We start from the raw sequence: 16310 nt of genomic DNA on the forward strand, positions 1-16310 counted from the left end.
AGCCTTACCCGCAGGTTGATGCCAGCGGGATTACTCCGTCTTCAGGAACGCACCGATCGCGTCCACGATACGGCTGGCCATCAAAGTCTTCGACCCGTGTGGCAGGGCCGACTCGGTGCCGTCGGCGGCCAGCAGCCAGCCGGTGTTGTCGTCCACCTCGAAGGCCTTACCGTCGCCGACGGCGTTGACCACGAGCAGATCGCAGCCCTTGCGCTTCAGTTTGGTGCGCGCATGGAACAGCACGTCGCCGTTGGCATCGCCGGTCTCGGCCGCGAACCCGACGATGGCCCGCATATTCGGCAGTTGGCCTTCGGTGCGGGCCGCCACCGCACCGGCCAGGACGTCATCGTTGCGCACCAGGTCGATGGAGCTGGGCTCGCCGGCGCCACCCTTCTTGATCTTGGCGGTCGCCACCTGCGCCGGCCGGAAATCCGCGACGGCCGCAGCCATCACCAGCACGCCGGCGTCCGGGGCGTGTTTGGACACTGCGTCACGCAGTTGACTGGCCGAGCCGATGTGCACCACGTGCACACCGGCCGGATCGATGAGGCCCGTGGTGTTACCGGCGATGAGGGTCACCTCGGCGCCCCGCTGGGCCAACACCCGGGCCATCGCATAACCCTGTTTCCCGGAGCTGCGGTTGCCGATGAACCGGACCGGGTCCAGCGGTTCACGGGTGCCGCCGGCAGTCACCAGTGCCTTGACCCCGGCCAGGTCGTAGGGCAGGGCATCCGCGCGCTCCAGCAGCAGGCCGGCCAGGGTGGTGATCTCTTCGGCCTCGGGCAGCCGGCCCGGACCGGTGTCGGCGCCGGTGAGCCGGCCGGAGGCGGGCTCGAGCACGACGTTGCCCCGCCTGCGCAGCGTGGCCACGTTGTCCACGGTGGCGGGGTGGAACCACATCTCGGTGTGCATGGCCGGGGCGAACAGCACCGGACAGCGCGCGGTCAGCAGGGTCGCGGTGAGCAGGTCATCCGCGCGGCCGGCGACCGCGCGGGCCAGCAGGTCGGCGGTGGCCGGGGCCACCACCACCAGATCGGCCTCCTGGCCGATCCGGACGTGCGGCACCTCGTCGACGTTCTCGAACACGCCGGTATGCACCGGGTTGCCCGACAATGCCTCGAAGGTGGCGGCGCCGACGAATTTGAGAGCCGACGCGGTGGGGACGACGCGGACGGAGTGCCCGGCCTCGGTCAGCTGGCGGACGACCGTGCACGCCTTATAGGCGGCGATACCGCCGGCGACGCCGACGACGATGCGCTTGCGGTCGGTCATGTCTCGCGCCGCCGCCGTGAGTTACTCGCCGCCCTCGGTGTGCTCGAGCAGGTCGCCGTGGATCTCACGCATGGCGATCGACAGCGGCTTCTCCTGCAGACCCGGCTCCACCAGCGGGCCGACGTACTCCAGGATGCCGTCGCCGAGCTGGTTGTAGTAGTCGTTGATCTGGCGGGCCCGCTTGGCGGCGTAGATCACCAGGGCGTACTTGCTCGACGCGCGGTCGAGCAGCTCATCGATGGGCGGGTTGGTGATGCCCAGCGGTGTGTCATAGGCATTGGCGGCGTCGATGTTCTCGACAGGCGTGCTCACGAAGGTTCTCCCGGAGTGTTTTCAGGACGGAGTCCTGAGATTTAAGTGCTAGAGAAGATGCAGTTGGTGTCTGTGTGACGACCTGGGAACGTGTCTGGGCACGGTCCGGTTAGTGGGCCACCAGCAAGGATACCAATTCCGCGCAGGCCGACTCCAATTGACTGTTGACGACCACCACATCGAAGTCCTTCTGGGCGGCCAGTTCGGCTCGTGCCGTGGCCAACCGCCTGGCCTGCACCTCGGGACTCTCGGTACCCCGGCCGATCAGCCGTTCCTCCAGCGCCTCCCAGCTGGGCGGCGCGAGGAACACGGTGGTGACCTCGGGCATCGCGGCCTTCACGGCGCGGGCACCGGCCAGATCGACCTCTATCAGCACCGGCACACCAGCCCTGGTCGCCTCACGCACGGGTGCTGCGGGTGTCCCCGAGCGGTGCAATCCGCCGTGGATTTCGGCCCACTCGAGCAGCTCGCCGTCGTCGATCAGATTCTGGAATTGCTCGGTCGAGACAAAGCGGTAGTCAACGCCGTCGACCTCACCGGGTCGCGGCGCGCGTGTCGTGACCGACACACTGAAATACAGGTCGGGAATCCGGTCGCGCAGACAGCGCACCACCGTGGACTTCCCGACGGCGGATGGGCCGGACAGCACCACGACAGCGGCGCTGCCCGACCCCCCACCATTCTTCATTTGTTCGTCAGGTCCGTGTTCAGGAGAAGTCGAACTTCTCCAGAAGGGCCTTGCGCTGACGATCGCCGAGGCCGCGCAGGCGGCGCGTCGGGGCGATCTCCAGTTCGGTCATGATCTCCTGAGCCTTGACCTTGCCCACCTTCGGCAAAGCCTCCAGCAACGCGGAGACCTTCATCTTGCCCAAGACCTCATCGGTCTCGGCGTCGGTAAGCACCTGCTTGAGGTTGGTGCCGCCGCGCTTGAGCCGGTCTTTCAACTCGGCTCGCGCTCGACGTGCGGCAGCAGCCTTCTCCAACGCTGCCGCGCGCTGTTCGTCGGTCAACTGGGGAAGGGCCACGGGGTTCCTCCGTCTCTCGCCATCTGTTGTTTCATCACGGCTGGATTACGTAACCAGCCAGCGACGACGACCGTACCCACGCATCCTGACGAAAGCTAACCCCACCCCCGGCTGATGGGGCCAAAAGGCCAGCGTGTAGGGCGCGCGCGGGCTGATCCCGGCGTTCGCCGCAGCTGCCTCCCGCAACGGTGCGACCACCGTCACTGCACGCGATCTACCTGCATATCCAGGGCTTATTGCGTTACGGGTGGGCCTTTTCCTGTTCACCAGGTGCGGGCGACGCCGTCGCCGGTCCGGCGTTTCTGGCGGTCAGATAAGAAATTCTTGCTGGTCATGGCGTGTCGGCGTGTCGGAGCGGTCCGACGGGATTCCAGCCGCCGTGACCGTGCCGCGATCGACCGGTGCGCGAACCGTTACCGGCGGTCCGCCGGTGCCGCCGTCAGGCCAAGTAGCGCAGATGATGGGCCACGCTGTCGCGCAGCCGCTCCGCGCTCGCACGCACCGCCGCCACGTCTGGGCCTGCACGCAGGACCTCACGCGACACCGCGGGCAGCACCTTGGCACCCAGCCTGCCGAGATCCTCCGGACGGCCGCCCTGAGCCCCCAGCCCGGGCGCCAGCACCGGTCCGTCGAGCCCGGTCAGATCGGGCAGCTCGGTCAGCGTTGCGCCGATCACCACCCCCACCGAACCGGTGCCCGTCGCCCGATTCTCGGCGCCGGCCGCGTCGACGACGGACTGCGCGACGGTGCGCCCGGCCACCGTCGCGCGCTGCACGCCGGCCCCCTCCGGGTTGGAGGTCGCGGCGAGCACGAACACCCCCCGGCCATGGGCCGCGGCGGTGTCCAGCAGGGGACGAAGCGACTCGAACCCGAGATACGGCGATGCCGTCACCGCGTCCGCCGCCAGCGGCGAGTCGCCGGCCCAGGCCTGCGCGTAGGCGGCCATGGTGGAGCCGATGTCGCCGCGTTTGGCATCGGCGAGCACCAGCACTCCCGCGGCCTGTAGGCCGGCGATGGTGTCCTCCAGCACCGAGAACCCCGCCGCGCCGTAGGCCTCGAAGAACGCGACCTGTGGTTTGACGATGGCGAATCCCGCGAACGCCTCGACACAGATGTCGCTGAACGCCCGGATGCCGCTCACGTTCACGGGTAGGCCCCACGCGGTGAGCAGTTCGGGATGCGGGTCGATGCCCGGGCACAGTGGGCCCCGCGCCGCGACGGCCTGGGCCAGCCGCACCCCGAAGGGGCTCATTTCTCGGCCAGCTGGCTGTGCAGCTCCTGCAGCGACCGCACCCCGATATCACCGCGGATGCCGGCCTCGATGCCCTGCACGGCGGCCGAGGCGCCCTGCACCGTCGTGACGCACGGGATGTTCACCGACACCGCCGCCGACCGGATCTCGTAGCCGTCGATACGCGGCCCCGAATTGCCGTAGGGGGTGTTGATCACCATGTCCACCTGGCCGGCGCGGATCGCGTCGACCGCGGACAGGGCGGGCCGGCCCTCCCCCGGCTCCTCGAAGTTCTTGCGGACCACTTCGCAGGGAATCCCGTTGCGGCGCAACATCTCCGCGGTGCCCTCGGTGGCCAGCACCCGGAAGCCGAGGTCGGCCAGTCGCTTCACCGGGAACACCAGCGAGCGCTTATCCCGGTTGGCCACCGAGACGAAGACCGTGCCGGTGGCGGGCAGCGAGCCGTAGGCCGCGGTCTGGCTCTTGGCGAACGCGGTGCCGAAATCGCGGTCGATACCCATCACCTCGCCGGTGGACTTCATCTCCGGCCCGAGCAGGGAGTCCACCTGCGAACCGTCGGCCTTGCGGAACCGGTGGAACGGCAGCACGGCCTCCTTCACCGCGATCGGCGCATGCGGGGACACGGTGGCACCGTCACCGGTGGCGGCCAGCACCCCCTCCTCCCGCAGCTGGGCGATGGTGGCACCGAGCATGATCCGTGCGCACGCCTTGGCCAGCGGTACCGCGGTGGCCTTGGAGACGAAGGGAACGGTACGGCTCGCCCTCGGGTTGGCCTCCAGGACGTAGAGCACATCGTCCTTGAGGGCGTACTGCACGTTGAGCAGCCCGACGACGCCGATCCCGTGCGCGATCGCCTCGGTGGCGCGGCGCACCGACTCGATGTCCTGGCGGCCCAGCGTCACCGGGGGCAGCGCGCACGCCGAGTCACCGGAGTGGATACCGGCCTCCTCGATGTGCTCCATCACGCCGCCGATATAGACCTCGGCACCGTCGCACAGGGCGTCGACGTCGATCTCGATGGCGTCCTCCAGGAACCGGTCCACCAGCACCGGGTGTTCGGGCGACAGCTCGGTGGCCCGGGCGATGTAACCCTGCAGGGTCTCCTCGTCGTAGACGATCTCCATCCCGCGGCCACCGAGGACATAGGACGGTCGCACCAGCACCGGGTAGCCGATATCGGCGGCGATCCGGCGGGCCTGGTCGAAGCTGGTGGCGGTGCCGAAGCGCGGTGCGGGCAGCCCGGCCTTGGTGAGCACCTCGCCGAATTCGCCGCGGTCCTCGGCCAGGTCGATGGCCTTGGGGCTGGTGCCCACGATCGGCACCCCGGCGCGCTCCAGCCGCTCGGCCAGCCCCAGCGGGGTCTGCCCGCCCAGCTGCACGATCACGCCGACCACACCGGGACCACCTGCGCCGGAGGCCTGTTCGGCGTAGTAGACCTCGAGGACGTCCTCGAAGGTCAACGGTTCGAAGTACAGCCGGTCGGCGGTGTCGTAGTCGGTGGACACCGTCTCGGGGTTGCAGTTGACCATGACGGTCTCGAAACCGGCCGCACTCAGCGTGGTGGCGGCATGCACACAGCTGTAGTCGAATTCGATGCCCTGGCCGATCCGGTTGGGCCCGGAGCCCAGGATCAGCACCTTGGGCTTCTCCGTCTGCGGGGCCACCTCGGTCTCGGCCGCGGGGTCCAGCTCATAACTGCTGTAGTGGTAGGGCGTGCGGGCCTCGAACTCCGCGGCGCAGGTGTCGACGGTCTTGTACACCGGGTGGATGCGCAGGCGTTCGCGCAGCGATCGCACCCCGGTCTCGCCGGCCAGTTCCGGCCGCAGCGCGGCGATCTGGCCGTCGGACAGGCCGCTGTGCTTGGCCCGGCGCAGCAGCGTCTCGTCCAGCACGGGCGCATCGACCAGTTCGGCGCGCAGCGCCACCAGGGTGGCGATCTGGTCGACGAACCAGGGGTCCACCCCGGAGGCCTCGGCGACCTGCTCGACGCTGCCACCCAGGCGCAGTGCCTGTTCGATGACGTACATCCGGCCGTCGGTCGCGACACGCAGATCGGTCAGAAGCTCGTCCAGGGTGGCGTCGCGGTCGGGTGCGGTCCAGAAGCCGGCGCGCTTGGTCTCCAGCGAGCGCATCACCTTACCGAGCGCCTCGATGAAGTTGCGGCCCAGCGACATCGCCTCGCCCACCGATTTCATCGTGGTGGTCAGCGTCGGGTCCGCGCCGGGGAACTTCTCGAACGCGAACCGCGGGGCCTTCACCACGACGTAGTCCAGGGTCGGCTCGAAACAGGCCGGGGTTTCCTTGGTGATGTCGTTGACGATCTCGTCCAGGGTGTAGCCGATGGCCAGCTTGGCGGCGATCTTGGCGATCGGGAATCCGGTGGCCTTCGACGCCAGCGCGCTCGACCGCGACACCCGGGGGTTCATCTCGATGACGATGAGCCGGCCGTCTTTCGGGTTGATCGCGAACTGGATGTTGCAGCCGCCGGTGTCCACGCCGACCTCACGCAGGATTGCGATTCCCAGGTCACGCATGACCTGGTATTCGCGGTCGGTCAGCGTCATCGCCGGGGCGACGGTCACCGAGTCACCGGTGTGCACGCCCATCGGGTCGAAGTTCTCGATCGAGCACACCACCACCACGTTGTCGTGGTGGTCGCGCATCAGCTCGAGCTCGAATTCCTTCCAGCCGTAGATGGATTCCTCGATGAGCACGTTCGCGCTCGGCGAGGCGGCCAGGCCGTCGCCGGCCATCCGCTCGACGTCCTCGGCCGAATAGGCCATACCGGAGCCCAGCCCACCCATGGTGAAGGACGGCCGCACGACGACGGGCAGACCCAGCTCGGCGACGGTCTCGCGGACCTCGTCCATGGTGAAACACACTTTGGACTTCGCCGACTCCCCGCCCACCTTGGCGACGATGTCCTTGAACTTCTGCCGGTCCTCGCCACGCTGGATGGCGTCGAAGTCGGCACCGATCATCTCGACGCCGTACTTCTCCAGGATGCCCTCGTTGTACAGCGCCACGGCGGTGTTCAGCGCGGTCTGCCCGCCCAGGGTGGCCAGCACGGCGTCGATCTTGTTACCGCGCTCGGCCTGCTGGGCGAAGATCTTCTCGACGAATGCCGCCGTGATGGGCTCGACATAGGTGTGATCCGCGTACTCCGGGTCGGTCATGATGGTGGCCGGGTTGGAGTTGATGAGGCTGACCTGCAGGCCTTCGGCGCGCAGCACGCGGCAGGCCTGGGTGCCCGAATAGTCGAATTCACAGGCCTGGCCGATGACGATCGGGCCGGACCCGATCACCAGGACGTGGTTGAGGTCGGAACGGCGTGGCATTACTTCTCCCCCGAAGCCATCAGGTCGATGAACTGGTCGAACAGGTATTCCGCGTCATGCGGCCCGGCGGCGGCCTCCGGGTGGTACTGCACCGAGAACGCCCGGCCGTCAACGAGTTTGATGCCTTCGACGACACCGTCGTTGGCGCACGTGTGGCTGACGATGCCACGGCCGAACGGCGTGTCGAACTCCTCGCCCGCTTCGCCCTCCAGCGCGAACCCGTGATTCTGGGCCGTGACCGCGACCCGGCCGGTCGCGTGATCCATCACCGGGATGTTGATGCCGCGGTGGCCGAAGGTCATCTTGTACGTGGAGCGGCCCAGCGCCCGGCCCAGGATCTGGTTGCCGAAGCAGATGCCGAACAACGGGATACCGGCGCCGAGCACGGCCCGGGTGACCTCGACGATGTGATCGGCGGTGGCCGGGTCACCGGGCCCGTTGGACAGGAACACCCCGTCCGGGCGCAGGTCGGCGATCTCGTCGAAGCTGACCGCAGACGGCAGCACGTGGCTGCGCACTCCACGGCGGGCGAAGTTGCGCGGGGTGTTGGTCTTGATCCCCAGGTCGATGGCGGCGACCGTGAAGCGGTGCTGTCCGACGGGTTCGACCGTATAACGGCTTTGGGTGCTGACCTCGCCGGCCAGGTCGGCGCCGAGCATGGAGGGCTGGCTGCGCACCCGATCCACGAGGGTCTCGGTGTCGGCCAAGGCCTCGCCGGAGAACACGCCCGCCTTCATCGAACCGGCGGTGCGCAGATGCCGGACCACCGCGCGGGTGTCGATACCGGCGATGCCGACGATGCCCTGGCGCACCAGTTCCTCGTCGAGGGTGCCGGTGGCGCGCCAGTTGGAGGCCCGCGGCGAGGGGTCGCGCACGGCGTACCCGGCCACCCAGATCTTGTCGCCGCGGCTCTCGCCGTCCTCGCCGTTCCAGCCGGTGTTGCCGATCTGGGGGGCGGTGGCCACCACGATCTGTCGGTGGTAGCTCGGGTCGGTCAGCGTCTCCTGATAGCCGGACATCCCGGTGGAGAACACCGCCTCGCCGAGCGTCTCGCCGATCGCGCCGAACGGCGTGCCGGTGAACACCCGGCCGTCCTCCAGTACCAGCAGAGCTTTGCTCACGCTGCTTCCTCCTTGACCCATTTCAGGTTCTCGTTGCGGTCGTCGGCCCGGAAGCCGGTGTCGATCTCGGTACCCGACGGCAGCCGCCAGCGGATCGCCAGGATCCCGTCGTGGGTGAGCGCCTTACCCGTGATGGCCCGCTCCGTGCGGATGACCACGATGGACTCGTCGGGGATCCAGATGGGCCCGGTGCCGCTGCGCTGCACCATGATTCCCTCCGGATAGCGGGTCAGCGCACCCTTTGCGCGGAAGCCGAGCATGCCTGCCGCGATCCGGTCGTTCCAGTCCGGCACCAGGGTGCTGCCCACATAGAGCCCCTTGGTGGGCCCGATCAGCGCCGGTCCCACGGTGTCCGGCAGCGACGGCAGCGCCCCGATCAGGTCGGCCTGGCGCTGGGCGCGGTGCAGCCAGCCGCGCAGCATCTGCCGGATCAGGAAACCGATCAGCACCGCGAGCAGCGCGGCCATGATCAGTGACGCGATCAGTGTGGGAGTGTTCAAGAGACAGCCCCGTCCCGCGCGGTGATCTTGCCGCGCAGCAGGGTCAGCGTCACCGTGGCGGGCAGCGTCATCGACTCGTACGGCGTGTTGTCCGAGCGGCTGGCCAGCGCGGGTCCGCTGACCGTCCACATGGCGTCGGGGTCCACGACGGTGAGGTTGGCGGGCTCGCCGACCTCCAGCGGGCGGCCCTGATCGGCCAGGCCGACGATCGCCGCGGGCGCCTCGCTCATCACCCGGGCGACATCGCGCCAGGTCAGCATGCCCGGCTCGACCATGGTCTGCGCCACGACCGACAGCGCGGTCTGCAGCCCGAGCATGCCCGGGCGGGCGTGCGAGAACTCACAGCACTTCTCGTGTTCGGCGTGCGGCGCGTGGTCGGTGGCCACACAGTCGATGACGCCGTCGGCCAGCGCCTGCCGCAGCGCAGCCACATCGCTGGCCTCGCGCAGCGGCGGGTTCACCCGGTTACGGCCGTCGTAGTCGGCCAGCACCCCGTCATCGAGCAGCAGGTGATGCGGGGTCACCTCGGCGGTGATCGAGATACCTTGCTGTTTGGCCCATTTCAGCAGTTCGACAGTGCCCGCGGTGGATGCGTGGCAGATGTGCACCCGGGCGCCGGCATCGCGGGCCAGGATGGCGTCGCGGGCGACGATCGCCTCCTCGGCCGAGCGCGGCCAGCCGGCCAGGCCCAGCTTCGCGGCGTGGGGACCTTCATGGGCGACCGCGCCCACCGTCAGCCGCGGCTCCTCGGCGTGCTGGGCGATCAGCACACCCAGTCCGCTGGCGTATTCCAGGGCCCGGCGCATCACCAGCGGATCATCGACGCAGATACCGTCATCGGAGAACATCCGTACCTGCCCGGCACCGGCGGCCATCAGGCCCATCTCGGTGAGCTGCTTGCCCTGTAGCCCGACGGTGATCGCGCCGACGGGGTGCACGTCGACCAGGCCGACCTGCTGGCCGCGGTGCCATACGTGGTCGGTGACCACCGCGCTGTCGGCGACCGGATCGGTGTTGGCCATCGCGAAGACTGCGGTGTAGCCACCCAGTGCGGCTGCTGCCGAACCGGTTTCGATGTCCTCGGCGTATTCGCGGCCCGGTTCACGCAGATGGGTGTGCAGGTCCACGAAACCGGGCAGCAGGATCTGTCCGGCGGCGTCGACGATGTCGGCACCGTCCGCGGTCAGGCCTGCGCCGATCTGCGCGATCTGTCCGTCGGCGACCAGCACGTCGACCGGCTCGCCCTCACCGTAGAGCCGCACACCCTTGATCAGAACCGTCATGAAACCACCCCCGCCTTGTCGGATTCCGCCCCCACCAGCAGGTGGAACAGCACCGCCATCCGGACATGCACACCGTTGGAAACCTGTTGCAGCACCGCCGATTGCGGGGCGTCGGCCACCGAGTGCGCGATCTCCATACCGCGCAGCATCGGGCCGGGGTGCAGCACCACGACGTCGGAGGCGAGCGTGGCCAGCCGCTTCTCCGACAGCCCGTAACGCACCGAGTACTCCCGGGTGGACGGGAAAAACCCGCCGTTCATCCGTTCGGCCTGCACCCGCAGCATCAGCACCGCGTCGGCGGCGGGCAGTTCGGCGTCCAGTTCGTGGGAGATGCTGACCGGCCAGCTCGTCACACCTACCGGAAGCAGCGTCGGCGGGGCGACCAGGACCACCTCGGCACCGAGGGTGGCCAGCAGTTCGACATTGGAGCGGGCCACCCGGCTGTGCAGGATGTCGCCGACGATCACCACGCGCTTGCCCTCGATGGAACCGAGCCGCTGCCGGATGGTGAGCGCGTCCAACAACGCCTGGGTGGGGTGCTGGTGGGTGCCGTCGCCGGCGTTGATGACGCTCGGACCGGTCCCGTCGGGTTCCACTGTCCACTTCGAGAGTTGTTGTGCCGCACCGGAAGCCGGATGGCGGATGATCAACGCGTCGGCGCCCGCGGCGCGCAGGGTCAGCGCGGTGTCGCGCAGCGACTCACCTTTGGACACCGAGGAACCCGAGGCGCTGACGTTGATGACATCGGCACTCATCCACTTACCGGCCACCTCGAACGAGACCCGGGTGCGGGTGGAGTTCTCGTAGAACATGGTGATGACGGTGCGTCCGCGCAACGTCGGCAGCTTCTTCACCTCACGGCCCAGCAGCGCCTCGCGGAACCGGTCGGCGTCGTCGAGGATGGCGGTCGCCTCGTCCCGGGACAGATCGGCAGCCGAAAGCAGATGTCTCACCAGAATCGTCCGTTCTTCGCGCGGGCGCTCATCACCGTAGGGGCCCCCCTTGCGGGGCGATCTTGACGCCGTCGTAGCCGTCGTTCTCCTGCAGGCGAACCTTGACGTTCTCGCTGCGGGAGGTCGGGACGTTCTTTCCGACGTAGTCGGCCCGGACGGGCAGTTCCCGATGGCCACGGTCGACCAGCACGGCCAGCTGCACCGCCCGGGGACGGCCGATATCGCGCAACGCATCCAGCGCGGAGCGGACCGAGCGCCCGGAGTAGAGCACGTCGTCGACCAGGATCACCAGGGCGCCGTCGATACCGCCGACCGGGATGGAGGTGACCTCCAGCGGACGCGGCGGTTTGGAGTTCAGGTCGTCCCGATAGAGCGTGATGTCCAGCGCGCCGTGGGCCAGTTCCACGCCGGCGAACTCGTTGACCTTCTCGGCGATCCGGCGGGCCAGGATGACCCCGCGGGTGGGGATGCCGAGCAGGATGACGCGCGGGGCGTCCGCGGCGTCGAGCGCGGTCTTCTCGATGATCTGGTGCGCGATGCGGGATATGGTCCGGCTCACATCAGCGGCGGACATCAATTCCCGGTCTGCGTGTGCGGCATCAGGATTGCCCACAGTGAACCTGGACCTCCTTCTCCGCCTCTCGGGACGGATCGTTAAAGGACGTCGAACTGCCGGAGAGCTTAGCAGGCCGCGTCGTCGATCAGCGCCGCGCCTTTCGTCTCCGGCAACAGCACCGTCGAGGCGATGCTGACCACCACGAAGACCGCCATCAGCGCCCCCACCGACCAGGGGCCGAAGGCGCTGACCAGCAACCCGGCAATCAGCGGCGGCACCGCGCCACCGACGATGCCGGCCAGGTTGAAGGCCAGCCCGGCGCCCGTGTAGCGGTACCGTGTGGCGAAGATCTCGGGCAGGAACGAGGCGATGGGACCGTAGGACGTCCCGAAGATGGCGAACATGCCGCCGATCGCCAGCGCGAACAGCCAGGGTGAGCCGGTGTCGATCATCGGCATCACCAGGAATGCCCACGGCAGCGCGACGAGGAAGCCGGCCAGGATGATCCGTCGCCGGCCGTACCGGTCGCACAGCACTGCCGAGATGGCGGTGAAGGTCATCAACGCCACCCCGGCCAGCACCCCGACGGTGAGGACCAGACTGCGCGGATGCCCGATCTTGGTGGCGGCGTAGTTCAGCAGATAGGTGCCGCCCAGGAAACTCATGGTGAAGATGCCGACCATGCAGCCCGCCGCCAGCAGCACCTGCGCGCTCTGGGTCCGCAGCAGCTCCTTCAGCGGCGCCTGCACGACGCTGCCGCGCTGTTTCTCTTTCTCGGCGGCGAACACCGGGGTCTCGTCGATGCTCAGCCGGACGTAGAGCGCGACGATCACCAGGAGCCCACTGAACAGGAACGGCACCCGCCAGCCCCACTCCAGGAACACCGGGCTCTTCTCACCGATGGTGACGTTGGCGAGCAGGAAGACCAGATTGCTCACCGCCAGCCCGGCGCCCGCGCCGAGCTGGGTGAACATGCCGTACTTGCCGCGCTGGTCGGCCGGGGCGTATTCCGCGGACAGCAGCGCCGATCCGGCCCATTCCCCGCCGACGGCGAAACCCTGGCAGAGCCGCAGGGTGAGCAGGATGATCGGGGCCAGCACACCGATGGAGGACGCCGCGGGTACCAGCCCGACGGCGAAGGTGGAGATCCCCATGATCAGCAGGGTGGCGATCAGGGTCTTCTTGCGGCCCAGCCGATCCCCGAAGTGCCCGAACACCGCCGCACCCACCGGGCGGGAGAGGAACGCCGCGGCGAAGGTGGCCAGCGAGGACACGGTGCCCATCGTCGGACTGAGGTTGGGAAAGAAGATCTTCGGGAACACCAGCGCCGCGGCGGTGCCGTAGAGGTAGAAATCGTAGAACTCGATGGCGGTCCCGACGAAGCTGGCGAAGGCCACCTTCTTCATCGGGGCGGCCACCGGCTCCTGGTGTGCAGTCGTCACCCGGGCAGTATGCCCTCCTGCGTAGGCTCGGGTGATGGCCGATACCGAGTACACCGTGGGCGACTATCTGCTGGACCGGCTGGCCGAGCTCGGAGTGACCGAGGTGTTCGGTGTGCCAGGCGATTTCAACCTTGAGTTCCTCGACCACGTGCTCGCGCACGACACCGTGCGCTGGGTGGGCGGGGCCAATGAACTCAACGCCGGCTACACCGCCGACGGGTACGGGCGACTGCGCGGAATCTCGGCGCTGGTCACCACCTTCGGTGTCGGTGAGCTGTCGGCGGCCAACGCCGTCGCCGGCAGTTACGCCGAACATGTACCGGTGGTGCACATCGTGGGTGCGCCGTCCAAGGACGCGCAGGGGGCCCGCCGCGTGGTGCATCACTCGCTCGGCGACGGCGATTTCGAGCACTTCTTGCGGATGGCCCGCGAGATCACCTGCGCCCAGGCCAATCTCATTCCGGCCACGGCCACCCGGGAGATCGACCGGGTGCTGCTGGAGGTCCGCGAACACAAGCGCCCCGGGTACCTGCTGCTGGCCACCGATGTGGCCCGCTTCCCGGTCGACCCACCGTCGGCACCGCTGGCGCATTACGGCAACGGCACCAGCCCGCGGGCCCTGGCGCTGTTCACCGAGGCGGCACGCCGGCTCATCGGCACCCATCAGGTGACGGTGCTGGCCGATCTGCTGGTGCACCGGCTCAATGCGGTCGAAGCGCTCGACGGCCTGCTGGCCGCCGACACCGTGCCGTACGCGACGCTGATGTGGGGCAAGAGCCTGCTCGACGAGAGCTCCCCCAGCTATCTGGGCATCTACGCCGGAGCGGCCAGCGCCGAACCGGTGCGCCGCGCCGTCGAGGACGCGCCCGTGCTGGTGACCGCCGGCGTGCAGTTCACCGATATGGTCAGCGGCTTCTTCTCCCAGCAGATCGATCCGGCCCGCACCATCGACGTGGGCGCGGTGCAGTCGACGGTCGCCGGGCAGGTGTACGCCCCGATCGATATCGACGCCGCGTTGAAGGCCCTGACGGGCATCCTCACCGACCGGGGTATCACCTCGCCTGCCGTACCGGCCGCCGTCGTACCGGCGCCCACCGCGACCCCGCGGCCAGACACCGCGCTCACGCAGAAAGTGCTGTGGGACAAGGTGTCCGAGGCCCTGACCCCGGGCAATGTGGTGCTGGCAGACCAGGGCACCTCGTTCTACGGGATGGCCGGGCACCGGCTACCGGCCGGGGTGACGTTCATCGGACAGCCGTTGTGGGGATCGATCGGCTACACCCTGCCGGCCGCGCTCGGAGCGGCACTGGCACACCCCGAGCGCCGGATCGTGCTGCTCATCGGCGACGGGGCGGCCCAGCTGACGGTGCAGGAGATCGGGGTGATGGCCCGCGAGGGCATCGCTCCGGTAATCATCGTCGTGAACAACGACGGTTACACCGTGGAGCGGGCCATTCACGGCCCGCAGGCGTACTACAACGACATCGTGGGCTGGCGCTGGCAGGAGCTGCCCGCCGCGCTCGGTGTACCCGACGCGCTGGCGGTGCGCGCCCACACCGTGGGCGAGCTGGAGGCCGCCCTGGCGGCGGCCGCGCAGCACCGGGACCGGATGGCCGTCATCGAAGTGGTGGTGGATCGCGATGACGTGCCGCCACTGCTGGCCGAACTGGCCCGAGCCGCGGCGGCTGCCAACGCCGCCGACTGATCACCGGTTGGTGCGATCGGACAGTGGGGTCTTCGCCGACTTCGGGACGGCGATCCGGCTCTCCGCCGCAGCGAGTTTGGCATCGGCCAGCCGGTAGAAAGCGTCCAGGTTGTCCAGCTCCACGTCCAGGTAGTCGCAGATCACCTCTGGGGCCACCCCCGCCTCACGCAAACGCAAACCCAGTGAGTACGGCGCTGACAGGGTGCGCAGGGCACGCTCCCGGGGGCTCATATGTCCGGTCATGCCTCCACTGTGTCGGCGGCGCGCCGCACAGTGATAAGTATCGGGCTACTCGAATCGCCCGCACAGCAAACCCACGGTGTCCGCCCAGTATCGTGACGCGGATGAATCTCGACGCGAACGGCGCCTCCATCACCGAGGCGATCGAGGCCGGGCTGCTGGCCGGTGCGGTCACCCTGGTGTGGCACGCCGGCGAGGTGGTCCAGGTCAACGAATTGGGCCATCGTGACATCGCGGCCGGGTTACCGATGCAACGCGACACGGTGTTCCGGATCGCGTCGATGACCAAACCGGTGACGGTGGCCGCGGCGATGACCTTGGTCGAAGAGGGCCGTTTCACCCTTCGCGACGAGATCGCGCACTGGGTGCCCGAGCTCGCCGGGGTGCGGGTGCTGGCCCAACCGCACGGGCCGGTGGACGCCACGGTGCCGCTGCGCCGGCCGATCACGTTCGAGGACCTGATGACCCACCGGTCCGGGCTGGCCTACCCGTTCTCGGTGACCGGCCCGCTGGCGCGGTCGTATGCGCGGCTGTCGTACCGGCAGAACGAGGACCGGTGGCTGGCCGAGCTGGCGCAGCTGCCGCTGGCGCACCAGCCCGGCGAACGGGTCACCTACAGTCACGGCACCGACGTACTGGGTATCGCGCTGGGACGGATCGCGGGCAAACCGCTGCACGAGCTGCTCACCGAGCGGATCTTCGCACCATTGGGCATGGCGGACACCGGTTTTGCGCTCACGCTGGTGCAGCGGCGCCGGCTGGCCACCATGTACGCCCTCGGCGAGGGTGCTCGGCTGCGCGACGATGTGATGGGACCGCCCCCGCTGACCCCGCCGGACTTCTGCGCCGGCGGCGCCGGGCTGATGTCGACCGCCGATGACTATCTGCAGTTCGCCCGGATGCTGTTGGGCGACGGCGCCGTCGACGGCGTGCGGGTGCTCTCACCGGAGTCGGTGCGGCTGATGCGCACGGACCGGTTGACCGATGAGCAGAAACAGCAGAACTTCCTCGGCGGCCCGTTCTGGATCGGCCGCGGTTTCGGTCTGAGCATGTCCGTGGTGACCGACCCGGATCAGTCCCGGCAGTTCTTCGGGCCGGGCGGGCTGGGCACGTTCGGCTGGCCGGGCGCCTACGGAACCTGGTGGCAGGCCGACCCGGCGAACGATGTCGTCCTGCTGTATCTGATCCAGAATTTCCCCGACCTGAGCGCTGACGTCGCGGCGGTGCGCGGCAACACCTCGATGGCGAAACTTCAGTCGGCACAACCGAAGTTCGTGCGCCGGACGTACCAGGAACTCGGCCTGTAGCCGC

General features: G+C 68.7%; 15 protein-coding genes. 2 read left to right on the top strand and 13 right to left on the bottom strand.

The features are described from left to right. Nucleotides 1-30: 30 nt before the first annotated feature. The 12 genes from coaBC to H7J86_RS31160 form a co-directional block, all read right to left on the bottom strand. Nucleotides 31-1272 (bottom strand): bifunctional phosphopantothenoylcysteine decarboxylase/phosphopantothenate--cysteine ligase CoaBC, encoded by a 1242-nt coding sequence (gene coaBC, locus H7J86_RS31105; RefSeq protein WP_187095349.1) that lies wholly within the window; start codon nucleotides 1270-1272, stop codon nucleotides 31-33. Nucleotides 1273-1293: 21 nt separating this feature from the next. Then, nucleotides 1294-1584 (bottom strand): DNA-directed RNA polymerase subunit omega, encoded by a 291-nt coding sequence (gene rpoZ, locus H7J86_RS31110; protein WP_090358111.1) that lies wholly within the window; start codon nucleotides 1582-1584, stop codon nucleotides 1294-1296. Between the two features lie 109 nt (nucleotides 1585-1693). Continuing rightward, nucleotides 1694-2272 (bottom strand): guanylate kinase, encoded by a 579-nt coding sequence (gene gmk / locus H7J86_RS31115; RefSeq protein WP_090358113.1) that lies wholly within the window; start codon nucleotides 2270-2272, stop codon nucleotides 1694-1696. Between the two features lie 19 nt (nucleotides 2273-2291). Then, nucleotides 2292-2609 carry an integration host factor, actinobacterial type gene (gene mihF / locus H7J86_RS31120; RefSeq protein WP_011894593.1) on the bottom strand — a complete coding sequence of 106 codons (318 nt, stop codon included), beginning with the start codon at nucleotides 2607-2609 and terminating at the stop codon, nucleotides 2292-2294. A 439-nt stretch (nucleotides 2610-3048) separates the two neighbouring features. After that, nucleotides 3049-3861: an orotidine-5'-phosphate decarboxylase gene (gene pyrF / locus H7J86_RS31125; protein WP_187095348.1), complete on the bottom strand. Its 813-nt coding sequence runs from the start codon at nucleotides 3859-3861 to the stop codon at nucleotides 3049-3051. Then, entirely contained in the window at nucleotides 3858-7199 is a 3342-nt protein-coding gene (gene carB, locus H7J86_RS31130; RefSeq protein WP_090358117.1) for a carbamoyl-phosphate synthase large subunit, read from the bottom strand. The genes pyrF and carB overlap by 4 nt, the downstream gene beginning before the upstream one ends. Then, a complete protein-coding gene (carA, locus tag H7J86_RS31135) occupies nucleotides 7199-8320 on the bottom strand; it encodes a glutamine-hydrolyzing carbamoyl-phosphate synthase small subunit (RefSeq protein WP_267295654.1) in 1122 nt (373 codons plus the stop codon). Before carA ends, carB begins: the two co-directional genes overlap by 1 nt. After that, nucleotides 8317-8820, bottom strand: a complete 504-nt coding sequence (locus H7J86_RS31140) for a PH-like domain-containing protein (protein WP_267295656.1) — start codon at nucleotides 8818-8820, stop codon at nucleotides 8317-8319. Before H7J86_RS31140 ends, carA begins: the two co-directional genes overlap by 4 nt. Next, nucleotides 8817-10103, bottom strand: coding sequence for a dihydroorotase (locus tag H7J86_RS31145; protein WP_267295658.1), 1287 nt, complete (start codon nucleotides 10101-10103; stop codon nucleotides 8817-8819). Before H7J86_RS31145 ends, H7J86_RS31140 begins: the two co-directional genes overlap by 4 nt. Further along, entirely contained in the window at nucleotides 10100-11062 is a 963-nt protein-coding gene (locus H7J86_RS31150) for an aspartate carbamoyltransferase catalytic subunit (RefSeq protein ID WP_090358271.1), read from the bottom strand. The genes H7J86_RS31145 and H7J86_RS31150 overlap by 4 nt, the downstream gene beginning before the upstream one ends. A gap of 25 nt (nucleotides 11063-11087) precedes the next feature. Continuing rightward, the gene (gene pyrR / locus H7J86_RS31155; protein ID WP_090358124.1) at nucleotides 11088-11669 is read right to left on the bottom strand and encodes a bifunctional pyr operon transcriptional regulator/uracil phosphoribosyltransferase PyrR; all 582 of its coding nucleotides are present in this window, start codon (nucleotides 11667-11669) and stop codon (nucleotides 11088-11090) included. 68 nt (nucleotides 11670-11737) lie between these two features. Beyond that, nucleotides 11738-13018, bottom strand: coding sequence for an MFS transporter (locus H7J86_RS31160; protein ID WP_267295796.1), 1281 nt, complete (start codon nucleotides 13016-13018; stop codon nucleotides 11738-11740). A 70-nt stretch (nucleotides 13019-13088) separates the two neighbouring features. Here H7J86_RS31160 and H7J86_RS31165 point away from each other — a divergent pair, with 70 nt between their 5' ends. Beyond that, nucleotides 13089-14759, top strand: coding sequence for an alpha-keto acid decarboxylase family protein (locus H7J86_RS31165; RefSeq protein ID WP_187095344.1), 1671 nt, complete (start codon nucleotides 13089-13091; stop codon nucleotides 14757-14759). Here the strand turns inward: H7J86_RS31165 and H7J86_RS31170 are convergent, their stop codons facing one another. Next, a complete protein-coding gene (locus tag H7J86_RS31170) occupies nucleotides 14760-15002 on the bottom strand; it encodes a hypothetical protein (protein WP_090358126.1) in 243 nt (80 codons plus the stop codon). Between the two features lie 101 nt (nucleotides 15003-15103). Here H7J86_RS31170 and H7J86_RS31175 point away from each other — a divergent pair, with 101 nt between their 5' ends. Next, nucleotides 15104-16306, top strand: a complete 1203-nt coding sequence (locus tag H7J86_RS31175; protein ID WP_267295660.1) for a serine hydrolase domain-containing protein — start codon at nucleotides 15104-15106, stop codon at nucleotides 16304-16306. Nucleotides 16307-16310 lie beyond the last annotated feature (4 nt).

Origin of the sequence: Mycobacterium hackensackense (assembly GCF_025822555.1) — a bacterium.
Taxonomy (GTDB): domain Bacteria; phylum Actinomycetota; class Actinomycetes; order Mycobacteriales; family Mycobacteriaceae; genus Mycobacterium; species Mycobacterium fluoranthenivorans.